A 17,880-nucleotide genomic window follows, 5' to 3' on the forward strand; every position below is an offset into this window, starting at 1 on the left:
CGCCGTGGACCTCGCCGTCAACGGCACGCCGATTGCTGCAACAGCATCACGGCGCTTGGCGCGGATCGGTCTGAGTCGATCGGGCGCAAGAAGCGTTTTCCTCAACGCACCATGGAGTCTTTGGAATGAACAGCACTCTTGTCACTCGCCTCACCACCGCGGCAGCGGCCTGTCTTGTGGTTGTCGCCGGCGTAGCCGTCGCGCAAGGCAACAGCGGCAGCCCCGGCTCGACCGGCCCCGACACCACCACCTCGACCACCAACTCGACCAGCGCGACGACGACCGCGCCTCCGGGAAGCACGACGACCGCCCCGAGCTCGACGGGCACGATGACCTCTCCCAGCACGACGACTTCCCCGAGCACGACCACGTCACCCAGCTCGACCGGCTCGACCTACGACAGCTCCACCACCACGACCACCACGACCAGCCCGAGTTCGTCATCCACGATGACGACCCCGAGCACGACGAGCCCGAGCTCCAGCAGCTATTCCACGACCCCGAGCACGAGCAGCGACATGTCGACGAACAACTCGTCCGACACGAGCGCCCGCGCCGCTCGCAGCGACCGGAACTGATGACGAAGTGAGCCACAGCCGCTTTGCGGACGTCGCCACGGCCCGGAGGGCCGTGGCGCACATGCTTCCCTCGATCGAGGCCGCGCTGGCCGACCAGGCCACCAGCGGCCTCGGTGTTTTGCATCTCGTGCTGGTCGATCCGGCGGCCCGTCCGGGCGGCGTGAGCTTCGAGCAGGCGATCGTCCACGAGCAGACGGTGGGCAACCGCGATCGCTGGGACGTCGACTACGCCGCCTACGCCCGTGCCAAGGCCCGCCTGAGCTGGCGCCACGGCATGGACAGCAGGCGCCTGCAGTGGCTGGAGCCACACCGGCTCGAAGCGGATGAGAGCCTGCTGTGGGGCGGCGTGTGCCTGGATGGCATCGTCGTCGCCGCGAGCGGCGCCGTTCCGGCCTGGGACGAGGCCTTTGCATTCGGCGTCGCCGCCTGCTGGCGCGCGCTGGCCCTGCAAGCCGCCGAGGCCGCCCGTGGCAGTCATTGACGGACACCACCTGCTCGACGCGACCATGTTCTGGTCGCGTGACGGCGTGGGCGGAGTGCGCCAGGTCCTGCAGACCAAGCGCGATGCCTTGCTCGCGAAGGGCTGGCGGCACACGCTGATGGCGCCCGGCGCCGGCGGCGGGCCGGGCATGCTCGATTGCGGCGGCGTGCCGATTCCCTTCTCCGGCGGCTACCGTTTCGTGGTCCGCCGCGGCCATGCGGCCCGGCTCATCGAGCGCGCCGAGCCCGACCTGATCGAAGCCGCCGACCCCTACACCCTGGGCTGGTCCGTGCTGGACGCAGCCCGCGGCCTGCAAGTCCCCGCCGTGGCCTTCTGCCACAGCAACCTGCCGCAGATGGCCCAGCGCTGGCTGGCCGGCGCCGATGGCCGCCAGACGCGGCGCGGTCGCTGGGCCGAACACCAGGCCGCCCGCTACCTGGCCCATCTCTACGGCCGATACGACCTCGTGCTCGCGCCCAACAGGGAGCTGACGCAGTCGCTGCAGTCCCTCGGCGTGACCCAGGCCAGACTGCAGCCCCTGGGCGTCGATTGCCAGGTATTCACCCCGCGCGCCGACGACCCCGCGTGGCGCCACGCGCTGATGCAGCGCCTGGGCCTGGCCGCCGGCACGAAGCTGATCGTCTACGCCGGGCGCTTCGCCCCCGAGAAGAACCTGGACCTCACCGCCCGCGCCGTCGAACGGCTCGGACCGGGGCACGCGCTGCTGGCGATCGGCCGTGGACCGCGTCCCCCGCGCGGGCCTGGAGTCCACGTGCTGCAGCCCCCTTCGCAGCGCAGCCACGTGGCGCGCTTGCTGGCGAGCGCCGACGTCTTCGTGCATGCCGGCGACCAGGAGACCTTCGGCCTGGCCGCGCTCGAGGCCATGGCGTGCGGCACGCCGGTCGTCGCCAGCGGCCGCGGTGGCCTGGGCGAGCTGGTCCAGGGCGCCGGGATCACCCTGCGCTCGCGCCGCGCCGACGATTGGGCCGAGGCGATCCGCGAGGCGCTGGAGCAGACCGACCCTGCACCCACCCGCAACGCACTGGCCCGCGCCCGCAGCCTCGACTGGCCGCTGGTCATCGACGCCTGGGAGCGCCAGTACGAGCGGCTGCTGCGCCCGGCTCGACAGGCCGATGGCGACGGCGCCGTGTCTTCGCGCGGCCCCATGCCACACCACGCCTGACCCGCATCGCCGGGCTGCCCTTCATGAACCGCCGCTACCTGACCGTCGTCATCCACGATGTGGCCCCGGCGACCTGGGCCGCCTGCCAGCGCCTCATGACCCTGGTGCAGGCCGAAGCCCGTGCCGCCCGAGTGCGCGTGCCGCTGACCCTTCTCGTCGTGCCGGCGATGCACGGAGAGCCCGCGACGCCGACCTTCGTGCGCTGGCTGCATCATCAGGCGCAGCACGGCCACGAGCTGGCCCTGCACGGGCTGACCCACCAGGACGAAGCCCCGCCGCCCACCTCCTGGCGCGAACGCCTGCTGCGTCGCTGGTACACCGCCGGCGAAGGCGAGTTCGCGGCGCTCGATGCGCAGGAGGCCGCCCAGCGCCTTTCCCTGGGCCGCCGCTGGGCGAACGCCTTGCGCCTGCCCATGCGTGGCTTCGTCGCACCGGCGTGGCTGCTCAGCGATGCCTCGTGGGAAGCGGTCGAGCAAGCCGGCTTCGACTACACCTGCACCCTCACGGAACTCGTGGCGTGGCCGGGCCGGCGCCGCCTGCATGCGCGCAGCGTGGTGTTCAGCACCCGCTCCTGGTGGCGGCGAGCCTTGTCGGTGCTGTGGAACAGCGCCCTCGCCTGGTGGCTCACTCCTGCACCGCTGCTGCGACTGGAGTTGCACCCGGGCGATGCCGACCACGCGGCCGTGCGGCGCTGCTGGCGGCGAATCCTGCGGCGCACCCTGCGCGAACAGAAACGTCGCCCCTTGCGACTGCATGAAGCGGCGGCGCACCTGCATCCCCGGCCGCCGCGACGGCGTGCACAGAGTGCCATGGCCACGGCCTGAATTCGATGCTCTGCCGGGTTTGATGGGCGCCCGGCCCTCGCCCGCCGATGACCACTGGAGCCAGGGGCACCTCCATGCGATCCCGGCAGACGCCCCTGGGCCCGTCGATTGCCGATTCATCGAGGGGCCACGAGCCCTGTTGTTTCATCCTTTCCCAGGAGTACCGCCATGTCCAAGGTCAGTGAAATCATGTCCCCCAACCCCCAGGTGATCGGCCCCGAGGACACGCTGCAGCGGGCCGCGCGGATGATGCAGGAGCTCGACGTCGGCGCCCTGCCGGTCTGCAACGGCAGGCAGGTGCTGGGAATGATCACCGACCGGGACATCGCCATCCGCGGCGTGGCCGCGGGCCTGAAGCCCGACACGGCCTGCGTGTCCGACATCATGACGCGCGACATCAAGTACGCCAGCGAGTCGCAGGACAGCGACGAAGTGATGCGCATGATGGGCGACGCCCAGATCCGCCGCCTGCCCGTGATGAACGAGCGCAAGGAGCTGGTCGGCATCGTCTCGCTCGGTGACCTGGCCACGCGCCAGAACCATCACACCGACGATGCCCTGCGAGACATCTCGGAGCCTCAGCGCAAGGCCGCCTAGGGCTGAGCCGGTTCGCAGCCCAAGCCCCGCAAGGGGCAGCCACCCGGGAGGGGGGCGGGTCGTCAGCCCAATCCGGCCTTGTAGAGCACCAGCAGCCGGCTCCACGCGCGTTCGGCCTCGGGCTTGCTGTAGATCGGCTTGCCGTTCTCGACCGGCATGTCGGGCACGCACCAGCCGTGCTGCGCCGGATAGACCTCGATCTCGGCCGGCACCTTGGCCTCGGCGAAGGCCTGCTTCAGCTTGTCCTTGGCGTCCGGCTGTTTCTGGTCGTCGTTCTGCGCGATGGCGACCAGCGCCCGGCCCTTGATCTTCGACACCAGCAGGTGCGGGCTGTCGGGCTTGTCGGTCACCAGGCCACCGCCGTGGAAGGAGGCGACTGCGCCGATGCGCGCGGGCACGGCGGCGGCAGTGCGCAGGGCCAGCGCCCCGCCCATGCAGTAGCCCTGCGTACCGATCTTCTTCCCCTTGTCCACCGCGGGCTGGCTGTCGAGGTAGGCGACGAAGGCCGCCGTGTCACGCTCGGCCGCTCCGGCGGCGCTGATGGAGTCGCGCAGGGGCTTGAGCTTCTCCCATACCGCGTTGTCCTTGAAGTCGATGCCGGCCGCGCTCTCGTACTGCGGCGCCTTCGACACGCGGTAGTAGGGGTTGGGCACCAGCACGGCGTAACCGTCCTCGGCCAGGCGCTTGGCCATCTCTCGCACCGACGGGCGCACGCCGAAGGCATCGGGCCAGAGCACCACCCCGGGATGGGCCCCGGTCGCCGGGTGGATGAACAAGGCGTCGCACTCGCCGTCAGGCGTCTTGATGGTCACCGCCTGGTCCGACACCGGCGTCGCCGCCGAGGCATTGCCGGCGACACCGGCACCGAGGCTGCCGGCCATCGACACGGCCACGAAATCGCGCCGCGAGAACTCGCCGGCCGACACTGCTGATTCGCTCATCGTCATCGCTCCTTCTTGAGTGAGGGGGTTCACCGAAGGCGGGCAGCATACGCCGAGCCCAGCGCCGCGGCAGGCTCAGGCCCTTCGGGCAAGCCCGGCCGCGAACGCGTTCCTCGCGAGGCCGTCGGCAGGCCTGCGGGTCCACGCGACTTGTCCCTGCATGCTCTTTCCGCGACAGTCGCGGCTTCCCAAGATCCGAGCCGTCCAGTGTCCACCTACTCGACCACCGCCGAAGCCTCCGCCGGCAGCAGCAACGATCCTCGCGAGCGCGCCGACCGCGCCTTCTTCGGGCACCCTGCCGGCCTGGGCTGGCTGGCCTTCTGCGAGCTGTGGGAGCGCTTCTCCTACTACGGCATGCAGGCGCTGCTGGTGCTGTACCTGACCAACTACCTGTTCCTGCCTGAGCACATCGGCCAGGTCGCCGGCATCGACGCCCTGCGAAGAATGATCGAGGGCGTCACGGGGCCGCGCACGACGCAGCAACTGGCCTCCGCGGTGTTCGGCCTGTATGCAGGCTTCGTGTTTCTCACGCCCCTGTTCGGCGGCCTGGTCGCCGATCGCTGGCTGGGGCGAACCAAGACCGTGGTCATAGGCGCGAGCCTGATGGCGGTCGGCCACTTCCTGATGGCCTTCGAGGCGAGTTTCCTGCCCGCCCTGGCCTGCCTGCTCATCGGGGTGGGCTGCTTTAAGGGCAACATCGCGGCGCAGGTGGGCGATCTCTACGCTCCGCAAGACAAGCGCCGGGCGAGCGCCTTCCAGATCTTCATGCTCGCGGTGCAGATCGCCGTCATCCTGGCGCCCATCGTGTGCGGCACGCTGGGCGAGAAAGTGGCCTGGCACTGGGGCTTCGGCGCCGCCGGCGTGGGCATGGTGATCGGGCTGTTCGTCTACCTCGCCGGCCGGCGCTGGCTGCCGCCCGAGCCCAAGGTGGGCAAGGCCCGCGCCGCGGGCGGCGAGTCTGGCGTGGCCAGCCGCATGAGCCGCGCCGACATCGGGCGCTTCGGCCTCCTGATCGCCCTGCTGCCGGTGCTGATGCTGTCCATCGTCGGCAACCAGCAGTACCAGAACGCCTTCCCGCTGTGGTCGCAGAAGCACATGGACCTGGTGTTGTTCGGCTGGGACGTGCCGGTGACCTGGCTGCAGGCGGTGGATGCAGTGATCAGCACCGCCACCATGGTCGCCTCCATCGCCTTCTGGCGCTGGTGGGCCAATCGCCGCCGCGAGCCGGACGAGTTGACCAAGATGGCCCTGGGCTCGCTGCTCGCGGCCGGCGGCCCCGCCCTGATCGCCATCGCCGCGAGCCTGGTCGAGGCCACGGGCGAGAAGGTCAGCTTCGTCTGGACCCTCGGCTACACCATCGTCAACGACTTCGGCTTCGCCAACATCCTGCCGGTCGGCCTCGCGCTGTACTCGCGCGTGTCGCCCAAGCGGTTCGAAGGCCTGGTGCTGGGCGTGTACTACCTGCACCTGTTCTTCGGCAACACCTTCGTCGGCTGGCTCGCCGGGCTGCTGGAGACCATGCCGGGCCGAGACTTCTGGGCCTTGCACGCGACGCTGGTCGCTGCCGCAGGGGCACTGCTGTTCGCCTGCCGCTTCCTCTTCGGCCGGTTGCTGGCGCCGGAGACAGGCGCGCCCGTCACGCCCACGGCCGCGACCGCGACCGCTCACTGACTTTCGCCAGGGCCGGGCTGCGCCCAGCCAGCCCCCAAGAGGACTCAAGCAAAGCGGCCAGGAGCCTCGGCTCAGTGCCGGTGCGTGTGGTGCGCATCCGGCACGTGAGCGTGGCTGTGGCGCAGCGGCTCGTGGCGATGCGGGTGGCTGTGGGGGCCAGTGGGCATGGTGTCATGCGAGTGCTCGTGATGCCCGTCGTCGTGGCGGTGGGCGTGCTCGTGCTCCAGCGCCTCGTGCGCGTGCTCGTGGCCGTGCGACTCGGCCAGGTGCAGCAGGACGCCCGTCATCATCAGCGCACCGCCCGCGGCGATCGGCCAGCTTGCCGAGCGGTCACCCAGGAGCCATGCCACGGCGGCGCCGATGAATGGGGCGAACGCGAACACCGAGCCGGTTCTCGCCGCCCCGAACGCGCGCTGGGCGAGCAGGTACAAGCGCAGGCTGAGGCCGTAGCCGCTGGCACCGACCAGGCCCAGGGTCAGCATCACGGGCCAGCCAGGCCAGGGCTCGCCGGCCAGGGTCGCCATCACTGTCGATGCCATCGCCCCGAGCGCCGCCTTGGCCATCACCACCTGGCCGGGGTCCCGCTCGGCGAGCGCACGCGACAGCGTGTTGTCGACGCCCCAGGCCAGCGTCGCCAGCATGACCGCGAGCAGGCCTTGCCACTGGGTCGCGCCGCCGCGCGACTGGTCGAGTACCAACACGCCCCCGCCGAGCGACAAGAGCAGCATCGCCATCCACACGCGGCGGCCCATGGTCTCGTGATAGAGCCGCGAGGCCAGCACTGCGGTGAACACCGCCTCCAGCGTGAGCATCAACGAGGCGCTCGTGCCGCTGGTGCGCTGAAGGCCCCATGCGAGCGCCACCGGCCCCAGGACGGCCCCGAAGGCCGCCATCGTCAGCAAGCGAGGCAGATCCGATGTCGCCAGCCGGGCCTCGAGGCCTGCTGGCCGCCGGGAGAGCATCCCCACGAAGGCCGCGCCGGCATAGAGCAAGGCCGCGGTGGAGAACGGTCCGATGCCAGCGCCCCAGCGTTGCACCAGCGGCGTGCTGGCGCCGAACAGCAGCGCCGCCAGCAAGGCGAGCGCGCCGCCTCGCAGTGCCGGCAGCGTCGTGGATCGGAACATCATCGCCGCCACTGTAGACGCCGCCGGAAGGCGACGCCGCGGCCTACGAAAGCTCCACCTCCAGGGCCGCCCTCGCCCACCGCGTTGGGCGCCACTCGTACAGCGCGCCGTAGATCACCGGCCCGTGGGCCAGCCAACCTTCGCCTGCGCGCGGAACCCCGCTTCAGGCTGGCGCCCCGCCCGCTGCGGCCAGGCGCCGGCCGGCCGACTCCCAGCGCACGTTGGCCATGAAGGCATCGACATAAGCCGCCGCCTTGGCACCGAAATCCATGTGGTAGGAGTGCTCGTACATGTCCAGCGCCAGCACCGGCGTCGCGCCGGCCAGCACCTGAGTGTGATCGGACGCCCAATGATTGACGAGCCGTTGTTCGCGCGGCGACCAGGACAGCAGTGCCCAGCCCGAGCCGCCGCCCATGGCCTTGGCCAACGCGGTGAACTCGCTGCGCCAGCGAGCCACGGAGCCGAAATCGCGCTCGATCGCGGCGGCCAGGGGTGCCGGCATGAGCTGGCCATCGCCCCCCAGGCCGTCGAAGTACAGCTCGTGCAGCCAGGCCGAATTGGCGGCGATCAGTTCCTCGCGCTTCAGGCCATTGACGACGAAGACCGGCGCCGTGGCCCAGTCCAGGCCACTCAGTTGCAGACGGATCGCGTTCAAGCGCTTGACCGCACCGCTGTAGTTGTTCTCGTGGTGGCTCACCACGAGCTTGGCCGACAGGCCGTTGAGCCGTTCCGGATCCAGGGGCAGCGGGAGGATCTGATAGTCCATCACAGGCTCCATTTCAAACGTGGGCGATGAGCGGGTGCACGACCAGGCCGATCGCGGCGGATGCCGCCACGATCACCGGCTCCGGGATCTTCTTGAAGCGCCACAGCACGGCCGCGGTGACGATGGCGATGAGCGCGGTGATCCAGTCGGTGATCGAGCGCTGGCCGATGACGACCACCGCGCCCGCGATCGCGCCTATGGCCGCTGCAGTGACGCCGTCGACAAAGGCCACGATCGCCGGCCGCTTGCCGTGCTTCTTGAAGTACGGGGCCGGGATGATGGTCAGCAGATAACACGGCAGGAAGGTGGCAGCGGCCGCGACCACCGCGCCCCAGAAGCCCTGCACCAGGAAGCCGATGAAGCCCGTGGTGATGACCACCGGCCCCGGCGTGATCATCGCCACCGCCACGGCGTCCACGAACTGGCGGTCGTTCAGCCAGGCGTACTCCTTGACCACGCCGCTGTAGAGGAAGGGCACGATCGCGAGTCCGCTGCCGAAGACGAAGCTGCCGGCGTAGGCGAAGTAGGTCGCGATCTTGGCGAGCTTGGCCGGGTCCACCGCCTCGAGGGCAAACATCGCCAACAGCGGCGCGGCCACGGCCTGCGCGCCGCCACGGCCGCCGCGCTGCAGCCAGGCCGGCGGCACGCGCCACAGCCACACCAGCACGCCGGCGCCTATGAACAGCCAGATCTCCTCGGACTGCGTCACGATGGTGACGATGGCGCTGACCGCGAAGATCGCCCACAGCAGCTTGTCGCGGCCGATGTTCTTGCTGGTGAGCTTCCAGGCGCTCATGGCGATGATGCCGATCACCGCCGCGCCCACGCCGTAGAAGACCGACTGCATCCAGCCGATGCCGCCATAGCTGACGTAGGCCATGCCGATGGCCACCACCATCAGGAAGGAAGGCAGCACGAAGGCCAGGCCGACGAGCGTGGCCCCCAGCACCCGGTAGTGCACGAAGCCGAGGTAGATGGCCAGCTGCGCGGCCAGCGGCCCGGGCATCAGCTGCGCGATGGCCATGCCCTCCTTGTAGTCGCCCTCGGTGATCCAGCGCCGTTTCTCGACGAGGTCGCGGTACATGTAGCCGACCAGGGCCACCGGGCCGCCGAAGCCCCAGGTGCCGAGGCCCAGCATGTAGCCCACGAGCTGCCACAAGGTATAGGGCGCGCTGCTCGCCGCTGGGGTGGTTTCGGAAGTCGTGGCGTCGCTCATCGGCGGCTCCTGGATGGTGGTGGAGGTGTCAGGCCCTGGCGCGGCCGAAGTGGGCGTAGAGCGAATCGAGCACCGTGCCGATCTCGGCCAGCAGCGCGTCGTCGTCCGGCAGGCGCTCGCGCGCGCCGGCCAGCACGGCCTCGAAGCCGGCGGCCTCGGGCACGGGCGGGCCGCCGATGTCGAGCTGGTGAACCATCGCGCCCAGGCGCATCAGTGCGGCGTCTTCGTCCAGCCCGAAGCTGGCCCGCAAGGTCTCGAAGCTCACGCGCTCGCCGACGTGGGTGAAGGTGGCGCCGTCGAAGTCGAAGCCCAGCGCGTCGGGCGGGCAGTCGGCGGGCTGCGCCAGCCAGAGGAAGCGGGCCTCGGGATCGATGAAGCGGCGGATCAACCAGGCGCAGGCGACGCGGTCCACCCACAGGCGTCTGCGGGTGGCCCAGGTGCGGCCGCGGTAGGCCGCCAGGTCCAGGCGGGGCAGCTCGCCACCGGCCTCATGAGGCTCGTCCGGCGAAGCCAGCGACTGCAGGCGGCGGCTGAACGCGAGCCAGGCGGCCTCGGTCTCGGCCGAGCTGTCGCCGGGGAAGTAGTCGATCGCCTTGACGGCGTCGTAGTCGCGCTGCAGGCGGCGCTGCACCCGCAGCAACTCGGCGGGCGATTGCTTGGCGAGCCCCGGCTGGGCCTGTTTCCAGGCCTTGCGCAGTTCGGCCAGGTCTTCGCTTCGGTCGAACAGCGCCTGGTACTCGGCGTTTTCTTCGGCTGTGGCCGGCTGCACCGCCATCAGCCAGGCGGTGCCCCCTTCGCGGATGCAGTCGTCGGCCAGTTCGCGCAAGGCCTCTTCCCGCCCGCCGCCGGCGGGCAGCAGGTAGGCGCCGTCACGCAGGGCGGCGCAACCCTGGGCCTTGAGCGCGCGCCAGATGCGCATGCGAGCCGTCGCCGCCTGGGTAGGCAGGGAGACGACGAGCAGGCGCCAGCCGGCGGAGTCTGGAATCATGTAGTGAACGATACATCAATGTCTCGCTCACTACGTACGATCTTTTCTTCAGTGACTGCGTTTCAGGTGTTGCTCCACCTTTTCGGCGTCCGTGCCGACCGCGCGCACGGCATCTCGCAATTCGTCCGGACTCACTCCGAACTTGCGGGACCAGTCGCGCAGCTCGTAGGGCTCGTTCACATCGATACGCCGGCGGTCCTGGCCGCCACGCTGTTGCAGGTTGTCGGACATGGTGTGCCTTTCGGTGACTTCACATGGCCGAAGAGCGGCAATCACTGTGCCGTGGATGCGCTCAGGGCACGGTTGGATGGGGCCCCCACGCCCCCTGGCGGGGGCTGCCCCCCGAGGGGGCTCGCGCAGCGGACCGGCGAAGCCGGATCCGCGCACGCCCTGGTAGGGAGCGGCTCCTGCGGAGCGCCTGCTCAGGCAGGGCCGAGGCGGGCGTAGGCGGAGGCGACCTGGGCGGCGAGGCGGGCGTTGTTCAGGACCAGGGCGATGTTGGCGGCGAGGCTGCTGCCGCCGGTCAGGGCGTTGATGCGCTCGAGGAGGAAGGGCGTGAGGGCCTTGCCGGCGACACCTTGGGCGCGGGCGTCAGCCAGGGCCTGGGTGATGGCGCGGTCGATGACCTCGCGTGGCATCGCGTGCTCGGCGGGCACCGGGTTGGCGATCACCAGGCCGCCTGTCAGGCCGAGCGACCATTGGGCGTGCATCACGCGGGCGATGTCGGTCGGCTCGTCCAGCCGCGCGTCGACGCCGAAGGGGCTTTCGCGGCTGAAGAAGTCGGGCAGGCGATCGGTGCGGTAGCCGAGCACGGGCACGCCGTGCGTTTCCAGGTATTCCAGCGTCAGCCCGAGGTCCAGGATGGACTTGGGCCCGGCGCAGACCACCGCCACCGGCGTGCGGGCCAGCTCCTGCAGGTCGGCCGAGATGTCGAAGCTCGTCTCGGCGCCGCGGTGCACGCCGCCGATGCCGCCGGTGGCGAAGACGCGGATGCCCGCCAGCGCCGCGACGATCATCGTGCCCGCCACGGTGGTCGCCCCGCTGCCACCGCGCGACACGAGCAGCGGCAGGTCGCGCCGGCTCGCCTTGGCCATCTGCGGGCCGGCGCGGGCGATGCGCTCGATCTCGCCCGGCGCCAGGCCGGCCTTGAGGCGGCCATCGAGCACGGCGATGGTGGCGGGCACGGCGCCGTGGGCGCGGACCTCGGCCTCCACCGCCAGCGCCGTCTCCAGGTTGCGCGGCCACGGCATGCCGTGCGAGACGATGGTCGACTCCAGGGCCACGACCGGACGCCCTTCGCCGAGGGCGCGGGCGACGTCGGGGTGCAGGTCGAGCAGCGGATGACTCATGGCCGGCGATGCTATGCGGGCGGCCGCATCAAGGCCTTGCGCTCGCGCCAGATCTCCTGCACGAAGGGATCGGTCAGGCCGTACAGGCCGTGACCGCGGCGCATGACCACGTTGGCCACCATCAGCTCGTTCAGGACCGCCTGCACTTCGTCCGCCCGGACTTCCCGGCCCACGACCGCGGCATAGCCGGCCATCGCTTCGGCCGAGAAATGCCCCTTGGCGTCGCCCTCGGAGCCGGCCACGCGCTCGAACACCGCGGTGGCCAGCACCCCGAGCTGCTCCACCTTCATGATCTCCACATCGGCCGCCGTCGAGCGCAGCGTCCCCGCGATGACGGGCACGAAGGCATCCGGGTCCCCCCCGGGGGGAAGAAGGGCTCGCAGCTCGCGCAAGGCGCGCAGCATTTCTTCCGGCCGCGAGCCGAGGGTGCGGAAGGCCTGGGTCGCCACCTCCAGGCTGGGCTGCACCGTCATGCCTTCGGCGCGCAGGCGCTGGAGCAGGTGGTCGACGTAGTCGGCATCCAGGACCGGGAATGCGATCGACGTGGCGCCGACGAAGGCCTGGTTGCGGCGCGCCGTCAATTCGCTCACCAGCGCGCGGTGCGAGCCGGTGCCAATGAAAAGGAAGTGGCCGGGCGTGTCGGGCCGGGGGTTGATGGCGTCGCGCACCGCCTTCAATGCCAGCAGCATCTGGTTGCCCTCTTCCGAGGTGATCGCGTGCTGCACCTCGTCGATGATCAGAACGATGTCGGTTCGGGCCTGGTCCACCACCTGGGTGAAGGCGGCCGCCAGGGTCGGGCCCTCTTCAGTGCCCACCGTCTCGACCTTGAAGCCGAACTTCAAGCCCGCCACCGCGATCTCGGCGTTTCGAAGTTTTTTCAGTCGCGCTGCCAGGGCGCCTGCCGGAGATTGCAATTCGCGCAAGGTGCGCCGGATCGCCGCGTGGACCAGTGTGGCCGGGTTGGCCTGGGTGTTGGACCACAGGTCCACGTAGATCACCAGCGCGCCGGCCGCCTCCAGCGCGGGCACCAGGTCGGACAGCAGGAAGGTCGTCTTGCCGGTGCGCCGCACGCCGGAGATGAACAAGCCCGAGCGCAGGCCCTCGTCCAGCACGCCCGGGTGCAGCAACTGTTCGGCCATGCGCTGGGCCAGCGCCGTGCGGTGGAAGATCTTGTCCATTTGGGCCATTTTAGGTCGATCAGAAAATTAGGCAAATCCGATAAAAAGCCCCATTTGCCAGGAGATGCGACGGACCGGCGCCCAGCCCACGCCACAGGCACGCCGAATGCCTGAGGTCGACCTTGCAATGCCCCCGGAGCTGTCCATGTCGCCGCCATCGTCCGCCTTGTCCGCCTTGTCCTCCTCCCCCGACACCGATCCCCACGCCCTGCGCGGCCAGACGGTCCTGATCACCGGGGGCTCGCGCGGCCTCGGCGGGGCCATCGCCGACCTGCTCGGCAGCGCCGGCGCGCAGCTCATCATCGGCGACGTCGCCTACGACCGCGCCCAGGACAAGGCGGCCACGCTGTCCGCCAACGGCATCCAGGCCATTGCCCTGCCGCTGGACGTCGGCAACGAGGACCAGGTGCTTCACGTGATGGCCCAGGTGCGCCTGCGCTACGGGCATCTGGATGTGCTGGTCAACAACGCGGCCGTCGATGTCGCCGCGCCGATGGCGGAGCTGGCGACCGAGGACTGGCATCGCATCGTCCAGACCAATCTCACCGGCCCTTTCCTGATGGCCAAGCATGCGCTGGCGCTGCTGGCCGCCAGCCCGAGCGGGGGCCAGATCGTCAACATCGCCTCCACCGCCTCCAAACGGACCTGGCCCAACGCCGCCGCCTACCACGCGACGAAATGGGGCCTGCTGGGCCTTTCGCATGCATTGCATGCGGAGCTGCGGACGCAAGGCATCAAGGTGTCGGCGGTGGTGGCCGGCGGCATGCGCACGCCGTTCCACATCGACCGCTTCCCGGACCTCGACCCCGGCGTCCTGCAGGACCCGGTCAGCGTGGCGCGTGCCGTGCGCTTCGTGCTGACGCAGCCCAAGGACTCCGTGGTGCCCGAGATGATGGTGCTGCCCATGCGGGAGACCTCGTGGCCCTGATCACCCTCGGCACCTGCGAGGCCTTCCCCGACTCGGCCGCGGCCGGCACCCCGCTCGATGCGCTGGCCATCGGGCCCTTCATCCTGGAGAAGTAGTGTCCATGGGCCCTGTCCTCGAATCCGTCCTCCCCGGCGCGCGCCACGGCGACCTGGCGGCGCCCCGCATCAGCGTCGTCGTCCCGACCTATTGCCGCATGAACCTGCTGCGAAGATGCCTGGACGCCCTGATGGCCCAGCGCCTGCCGCCGCACGCCTACGAGGTCATCGTCGTCGACGACGGTCGAGAAAGCCGGGTCCAGTTCGCGGTGGGCGAGCTCGCGCGACAACCCGGAGCACCGCGGATCCGCTACCTGCGCCCGGCCAACGGGCGCGGCCCGGCGGTCGCTCGCAACTGCGGCTGGCGAGCCGCTCGCGGCGCCATCGTCGCCTTCACCGACGACGACACCATTCCCGACCGCGACTGGCTGGCAGAAGGAGAGCGCGCGCTGCGCGAGCACCCGGAGTGGGCCGGCGCCGCCGGCGCGGTGCAGGTGCCGCGCGCCTGCTCGGAGGCCCGCCCGACCGATCACGAACTCATGACCGCGGGGCTGGCCCGCGCCGACTTCGTCACCGCCAGCGCCTTCGTGCGGCGAGCCGCGCTGGAGCGAATCGGGGGCTTCGACGAGCGCTTCCGCCGCGCCTGGCGCGAGGATTCCGACCTGCAGTTCAGGCTGATGGAGGACGTCGGGCCCGTCGGCCGCATCGCCACCGCGCGGGTGCAGCACCCCGTGCGCCCGCAGCCCTGGGGCGTGTGCCTGCGCCAGCAGCGCAACACCTTCTTCGACGCGCTGCTGTTCAAGAAGCATCCACAGCTCTACAGGCAGCGCATCCGCAAGCTCCCGCCCTGGGACTACTACCTCGTCGTCGTGGCCAGCCTCGCCGCGCCATGGCTGGCGTGGACGGGCCATGGCGAGGCGGCGGCCGCCTGCGCGGTGCTCGCGCTGACGCTGGTGATGTGGATCGCCGCGCGCCGCCTGAGGCACACCGACCGCTCGCCTGCCCATGCCATCGAGATGATCGTCACCTCGGCACTGATCCCGTTCCTGTCGGTGTACTGGCGGCTGCGCGGGGCGCTGCACTTCCGGGTTCTCTTCCTCTGAAGGTGCTGCGGGCAGAGCAGCGGCGCCGGCCTCGGAGCCTGCGCCACACCCGCCGCGCCCGCAGGCACATCCCGATGGGCAGTACGGTCGCCAGGACGCGACCCTTTCAACTGCGCAGCGGCAGCGCCGCGCCGATGGCGATGAAGACGCCGCCGCAGGCCTGGTTGAAGCGCTTGCCGACGCGCTTGAGCCAGGGGCTGATGCGGTGGGCCATGCTGGCGATGAAGAGCTCCGTTGCGATCTCGATCGCCGCGAAGGTGCCGGCCATGAGGGCGAACTGCAGCGCCAGGCTGCGGGCCGGGTCGATGAACTGCGGCAGGAAGGCGGCAAAGAACAGAATGCCCTTGGGATTGGTCAGGGCCGAGAGCGCCCCCTGGCGGAACATCGACCAGCCGCCGCGCGGTTCGGCCGGCCCGGCGGCCTCCAGCCCGATCGGCGCGGCGCGCCAGACCTGGATGCCCAGCCACACCAGGTAGGCGCCGCCCACCCACTTCAGCACCGTGAGCCAGGTCAGTGACGCCTGCAGCAGGGCCCCGATGCCGAACAGCGAAAGCCCGATCACCGTCACGAAACCAAGCGCTCCGCCGAAGATGGTGTAGAGCGCCTTGCGGCGGCCGTGCAGCGCGCCATGGGTCAGTGCCAGCAGGCCGTTGGGCCCGGGCGAGAGCGAAAGGCCCAGCGCCGCCAGGAAGTAGATGAACCAGGTGTGCGGATCCATGGAGGACCATGCTGCCGGCCCCGCCGGCGAGCGTCAAGGCGGGCCGACGAGCTCGCCGCCTCAGGCCGCCGGGTCCACGTCCGCCAACGATTGCGAGAAGGTCCAGACGTGGCCGCACAGGTCGCGGGAGCTGTATTGCCGTTCGCCGTAGGGATGGCTCACCGGCTCGTCGCCTGCGGCATCGAGCGGTTCGCCGGTGCCGCGGCGAAGACCTCCTCCACCGCCCGGCGCAAATTGCGCCGCGCCGACTCTTCGAGCGCGCTGTGCATGGGCTCGGTAAGGTACAGCCGGGGCCGATCCAGGAAGGACCGCAGCACCTCTCGCCGCTTGACGCGGTAGGTGTCGGCCGGCACGAAGGCGTACTCCTCGCGGATCTGCCGGTCGTACTCGGCAAAGCGCGCCGGCTCGGCGCCGAGGATGGCCAGGTCGATGTCGACCAGCACCTGCTCGTCCCGGCCGGCAGGCACGGCTGTGTGGCGCGTGGCGAGCACCAGCGCCGCCACACGCGCCGCCACGACGGCGTCCACCCCGGCGCCCGACAGGCTTTCGCGCGCCAGGTCCGCACTGCGCTGTTCGTTGTCATGCCGCCCGAGGTCGTAGATGGCATCGTGGAACCACAGGGCGAGTTCGACCTCGGCCGGGTGCCCGGCCAGGGCGCCGACCCGCTCGAACCAGCCCAGGCACTCCTTCAGATGCTGCCGCGTGTGGTAGGCCCGGTGAGGCTCGTCGTAGCGGGCGATCAGCGCGTCGCGCAGCGATTCGCCGTCGCCCCGCGCGCCCGCGCCGTGCCAGGCGCGATGCCAGGAGTCATGCAGCTCTGCCATGGTGGATCCGGTGTCGTGCCCGAGGTCCGCCATTTTGCGAGACCGCGGGCTCGGCCGGCGCCATGCCTTCGCCGGCAAAGCCCCGAGTTGTCAGCGGGACACCGCCAGCCGCGCCGGCGACCCGGCCGATGCCTTCGCGCGTACCGGCCCGGCGCTGGCGGCCTGCAATTCATGCTCCATGAGTTCGTGCATGCATTGCGCCGTCGAATCCCAGGACGTCCTGAACACCGTGTTCGTCATGTTGCTCAATCGCCGCGCGCGCTGGTGGCCCGTCTCGCGCAGCAGGCCGGCGCAGGCCTCGATGAACTGCGCCGGATCGCGCGCCAGGCGGACGACGTCGCCGTACAGCGCCACCACGTCCGGCACCGCGGTGCTGACGATGGGCTTCTCGCCGGCCATGTACTCCAGCGTCTTCGTCGGGCTGATGCAGCGGGTGGTGTCGTTGAGCGCGAAGGGCATCAGGCAGACGTCCCAGCCGGCCAGGAGATAGGGCAGCACGTCCTGCGGCTGACGGCCGAGCCAGTGGATGTTGGGGCGGTTGGGGAGGCTGTCGGGGTCCAGCTTCACGACCGGTCCGGCCATCACGATCTGCCATTCAGGTCGGTCTGCCGCCACGGCATCCAGCAGGCCCAGGTCGATCCGCTCGTCGATGATGCCGAAGAAGCCCAGGCGCGGATGCGGCAGCCGCTCCTGCAGCCGATCCGCCTCGCGCGCCTGGTCGCTCGACGGGTCCAGCCGCGAAGGGCTGAAGCGCGCCGGATCCACCGCGCTGGGCACGCAATGCACCCGCGGATGCAGCTGGCGCTTGGCCTCGTACAGCGCCGGCCCGGCAGCGAAGACGAGCGAGGCGGCCTGCAGCAGCTGCGCCTCGCGCTGCGGCAACTCGGCCGGCGCATCCTTCAGCGCCGACAGGTCGTCCATGCAGTCGTACACCACCAGCCGCGGCTGCAGCACGGCCATGAGCGGCGAGGCCATCGGCGTGTAGAACCAGGCTATGCAGTCCTCGATGCCTCGCTCGCGCAGGTACGCGGTCAGCATCGGGCCGAGCAGGCGCAGCTGATCCTCGTGGAAGCCGGGGGCCTCGACAGGCGTGTGCGGCATCAGCACTTCGACCGCGCCCCGTAGTTGGCGAACCAGTCCCGGCGGCCCTTCCTCGTGGACCGGCTCTTCGACATAGACGATGGGATAGTGGCGAGACAGGCAGCTCATCAGCCGCTGTGGACGCCGGCACACGAAGTCCCACCGCCAGTGGGACAGCACGATGAGCGCAGGCATGGACAACCCTCCGTTCTTGGAGCGCGCAGCATCGGCGCGCCGTGTCGCGGCATCCGCAATGCGCCGGCCGCGGCAGCACGAGGAGGCAATCGGCATGCCCC

The 17,880-nt window shown here is 70.5% G+C and carries 19 protein-coding genes; 8 read left to right on the forward strand and 11 right to left on the reverse strand.

Annotated elements, in window-relative coordinates; genetic code table 11:
• Nucleotides 1-4: 4 nt before the first annotated feature.
• The 5 genes from ACS5PM_RS03290 (at nt 5) to ACS5PM_RS03310 (ending at nt 3,663) form a co-directional block, all read left to right on the forward strand.
• A complete protein-coding gene (locus tag ACS5PM_RS03290) occupies nt 5-589 on the forward strand; it encodes a hypothetical protein (RefSeq protein WP_439385366.1) in 585 nt (194 codons plus the stop codon).
• 50 nt (nt 590-639) lie between these two features.
• Nucleotides 640-1,059 carry a hypothetical protein gene (locus ACS5PM_RS03295; RefSeq protein ID WP_439385368.1) on the forward strand — a complete coding sequence of 140 codons (420 nt, stop codon included), beginning with the start codon at nt 640-642 and terminating at the stop codon, nt 1,057-1,059.
• Nucleotides 1,046-2,242, forward strand: a complete 1,197-nt coding sequence (locus ACS5PM_RS03300) for a glycosyltransferase (RefSeq protein ID WP_439385370.1) — start codon at nt 1,046-1,048, stop codon at nt 2,240-2,242. The genes ACS5PM_RS03295 and ACS5PM_RS03300 overlap by 14 nt, the downstream gene beginning before the upstream one ends.
• A gap of 23 nt (nt 2,243-2,265) precedes the next feature.
• Nucleotides 2,266-3,066, forward strand: a complete 801-nt coding sequence (locus tag ACS5PM_RS03305) for a DUF2334 domain-containing protein (RefSeq protein WP_439385372.1) — start codon at nt 2,266-2,268, stop codon at nt 3,064-3,066.
• A 168-nt stretch (nt 3,067-3,234) separates the two neighbouring features.
• On the forward strand, nt 3,235-3,663 hold the full coding sequence (locus ACS5PM_RS03310) for a CBS domain-containing protein (protein WP_439385374.1): 429 nt from the start codon (nt 3,235-3,237) through the stop codon (nt 3,661-3,663).
• A 62-nt stretch (nt 3,664-3,725) separates the two neighbouring features.
• Here the strand turns inward: ACS5PM_RS03310 and ACS5PM_RS03315 are convergent, their stop codons facing one another.
• Entirely contained in the window at nt 3,726-4,604 is an 879-nt protein-coding gene (locus tag ACS5PM_RS03315) for a dienelactone hydrolase family protein (protein ID WP_439385376.1), read from the reverse strand.
• Between the two features lie 207 nt (nt 4,605-4,811).
• Between ACS5PM_RS03315 and ACS5PM_RS03320 the strand changes: the two genes are divergently transcribed.
• Nucleotides 4,812-6,275: a peptide MFS transporter gene (locus ACS5PM_RS03320; RefSeq protein ID WP_439385378.1), complete on the forward strand. Its 1,464-nt coding sequence runs from the start codon at nt 4,812-4,814 to the stop codon at nt 6,273-6,275.
• 71 nt (nt 6,276-6,346) lie between these two features.
• Here ACS5PM_RS03320 and ACS5PM_RS03325 read toward each other — a convergent pair whose 3' ends face one another.
• The 7 genes from ACS5PM_RS03325 to ACS5PM_RS03355 all read right to left on the reverse strand — a co-directional run bounded on the left by ACS5PM_RS03325 (nt 6,347) and on the right by ACS5PM_RS03355 (nt 12,896).
• Entirely contained in the window at nt 6,347-7,402 is a 1,056-nt protein-coding gene (locus ACS5PM_RS03325) for a DMT family transporter (RefSeq protein ID WP_439385380.1), read from the reverse strand.
• Between the two features lie 160 nt (nt 7,403-7,562).
• Nucleotides 7,563-8,165: a superoxide dismutase gene (locus ACS5PM_RS03330; protein ID WP_439385382.1), complete on the reverse strand. Its 603-nt coding sequence runs from the start codon at nt 8,163-8,165 to the stop codon at nt 7,563-7,565.
• A gap of 13 nt (nt 8,166-8,178) precedes the next feature.
• Complete coding sequence (locus ACS5PM_RS03335) at nt 8,179-9,381, reverse strand: chromate transporter (RefSeq protein ID WP_439385384.1); 1,203 nt, start codon at nt 9,379-9,381, stop codon at nt 8,179-8,181.
• Nucleotides 9,382-9,409: 28 nt separating this feature from the next.
• Nucleotides 9,410-10,369, reverse strand: a complete 960-nt coding sequence (locus ACS5PM_RS03340) for a chromate resistance protein ChrB domain-containing protein (RefSeq protein WP_439385386.1) — start codon at nt 10,367-10,369, stop codon at nt 9,410-9,412.
• Nucleotides 10,370-10,417: 48 nt separating this feature from the next.
• A complete protein-coding gene (locus ACS5PM_RS03345) occupies nt 10,418-10,600 on the reverse strand; it encodes a DUF3606 domain-containing protein (protein ID WP_439385389.1) in 183 nt (60 codons plus the stop codon).
• 191 nt (nt 10,601-10,791) lie between these two features.
• A complete protein-coding gene (locus tag ACS5PM_RS03350; RefSeq protein ID WP_439385391.1) occupies nt 10,792-11,718 on the reverse strand; it encodes a pseudouridine-5'-phosphate glycosidase in 927 nt (308 codons plus the stop codon).
• An 11-nt stretch (nt 11,719-11,729) separates the two neighbouring features.
• Nucleotides 11,730-12,896: an AAA family ATPase gene (locus ACS5PM_RS03355; protein WP_439385392.1), complete on the reverse strand. Its 1,167-nt coding sequence runs from the start codon at nt 12,894-12,896 to the stop codon at nt 11,730-11,732.
• Nucleotides 12,897-13,041: 145 nt separating this feature from the next.
• Between ACS5PM_RS03355 and ACS5PM_RS03360 the strand changes: the two genes are divergently transcribed.
• Together ACS5PM_RS03360 and ACS5PM_RS03365 are read left to right on the forward strand one after the other, a co-directional pair.
• Nucleotides 13,042-13,824, forward strand: coding sequence for an SDR family oxidoreductase (locus ACS5PM_RS03360; RefSeq protein ID WP_439385394.1), 783 nt, complete (start codon nt 13,042-13,044; stop codon nt 13,822-13,824).
• A gap of 100 nt (nt 13,825-13,924) precedes the next feature.
• On the forward strand, nt 13,925-14,962 hold the full coding sequence (locus ACS5PM_RS03365) for a glycosyltransferase family 2 protein (RefSeq protein ID WP_439385397.1): 1,038 nt from the start codon (nt 13,925-13,927) through the stop codon (nt 14,960-14,962).
• 106 nt (nt 14,963-15,068) lie between these two features.
• Here the strand turns inward: ACS5PM_RS03365 and ACS5PM_RS03370 are convergent, their stop codons facing one another.
• The 3 genes from ACS5PM_RS03370 to ACS5PM_RS03380 all read right to left on the reverse strand — a co-directional run bounded on the left by ACS5PM_RS03370 (nt 15,069) and on the right by ACS5PM_RS03380 (nt 17,779).
• Nucleotides 15,069-15,680: a LysE family translocator gene (locus ACS5PM_RS03370; RefSeq protein WP_439385399.1), complete on the reverse strand. Its 612-nt coding sequence runs from the start codon at nt 15,678-15,680 to the stop codon at nt 15,069-15,071.
• A 158-nt stretch (nt 15,681-15,838) separates the two neighbouring features.
• Nucleotides 15,839-16,504 (reverse strand): HD domain-containing protein, encoded by a 666-nt coding sequence (locus ACS5PM_RS03375; RefSeq protein ID WP_439385401.1) that lies wholly within the window; start codon nt 16,502-16,504, stop codon nt 15,839-15,841.
• 90 nt (nt 16,505-16,594) lie between these two features.
• Nucleotides 16,595-17,779: a glycosyltransferase gene (locus tag ACS5PM_RS03380; RefSeq protein WP_439385403.1), complete on the reverse strand. Its 1,185-nt coding sequence runs from the start codon at nt 17,777-17,779 to the stop codon at nt 16,595-16,597.
• Nucleotides 17,780-17,880: the final 101 nt, after the last annotated feature.

Origin of the sequence: Ideonella flava (assembly GCF_051857595.1) — a bacterium.
GTDB lineage: Bacteria > Pseudomonadota > Gammaproteobacteria > Burkholderiales > Burkholderiaceae_C > Ideonella.

Excerpts from the sequence above, each read along its gene's own strand:
- ACS5PM_RS03295 (WP_439385368.1), top strand. The coding sequence starts at position 640 with ATGCTTCCCTCGATCGAGGCCGCGCTGGCCGACCAGGCCACCAGCGGC.
- ACS5PM_RS03305 (WP_439385372.1), top strand. The coding sequence starts at position 2,266 with ATGAACCGCCGCTACCTGACCGTCGTCATCCACGATGTGGCCCCGGCG.
- ACS5PM_RS03310 (WP_439385374.1), top strand. The coding sequence starts at position 3,235 with ATGTCCAAGGTCAGTGAAATCATGTCCCCCAACCCCCAGGTGATCGGC.
- ACS5PM_RS03315 (WP_439385376.1), bottom strand. The coding sequence starts at position 4,604 with ATGAGCGAATCAGCAGTGTCGGCCGGCGAGTTCTCGCGGCGCGATTTC.
- ACS5PM_RS03325 (WP_439385380.1), bottom strand. The coding sequence starts at position 7,402 with ATGATGTTCCGATCCACGACGCTGCCGGCACTGCGAGGCGGCGCGCTC.
- ACS5PM_RS03330 (WP_439385382.1), bottom strand. The coding sequence starts at position 8,165 with ATGGACTATCAGATCCTCCCGCTGCCCCTGGATCCGGAACGGCTCAAC.
- ACS5PM_RS03335 (WP_439385384.1), bottom strand. The coding sequence starts at position 9,381 with ATGAGCGACGCCACGACTTCCGAAACCACCCCAGCGGCGAGCAGCGCG.
- ACS5PM_RS03340 (WP_439385386.1), bottom strand. The coding sequence starts at position 10,369 with ATGATTCCAGACTCCGCCGGCTGGCGCCTGCTCGTCGTCTCCCTGCCT.
- ACS5PM_RS03345 (WP_439385389.1), bottom strand. The coding sequence starts at position 10,600 with ATGTCCGACAACCTGCAACAGCGTGGCGGCCAGGACCGCCGGCGTATC.
- ACS5PM_RS03350 (WP_439385391.1), bottom strand. The coding sequence starts at position 11,718 with ATGAGTCATCCGCTGCTCGACCTGCACCCCGACGTCGCCCGCGCCCTC.
- ACS5PM_RS03355 (WP_439385392.1), bottom strand. The coding sequence starts at position 12,896 with ATGGACAAGATCTTCCACCGCACGGCGCTGGCCCAGCGCATGGCCGAA.
- ACS5PM_RS03360 (WP_439385394.1), top strand. The coding sequence starts at position 13,042 with ATGTCGCCGCCATCGTCCGCCTTGTCCGCCTTGTCCTCCTCCCCCGAC.
- ACS5PM_RS03365 (WP_439385397.1), top strand. The coding sequence starts at position 13,925 with ATGGGCCCTGTCCTCGAATCCGTCCTCCCCGGCGCGCGCCACGGCGAC.
- ACS5PM_RS03370 (WP_439385399.1), bottom strand. The coding sequence starts at position 15,680 with ATGGATCCGCACACCTGGTTCATCTACTTCCTGGCGGCGCTGGGCCTT.
- ACS5PM_RS03375 (WP_439385401.1), bottom strand. The coding sequence starts at position 16,504 with ATGGCAGAGCTGCATGACTCCTGGCATCGCGCCTGGCACGGCGCGGGC.
- ACS5PM_RS03380 (WP_439385403.1), bottom strand. The coding sequence starts at position 17,779 with ATGCCTGCGCTCATCGTGCTGTCCCACTGGCGGTGGGACTTCGTGTGC.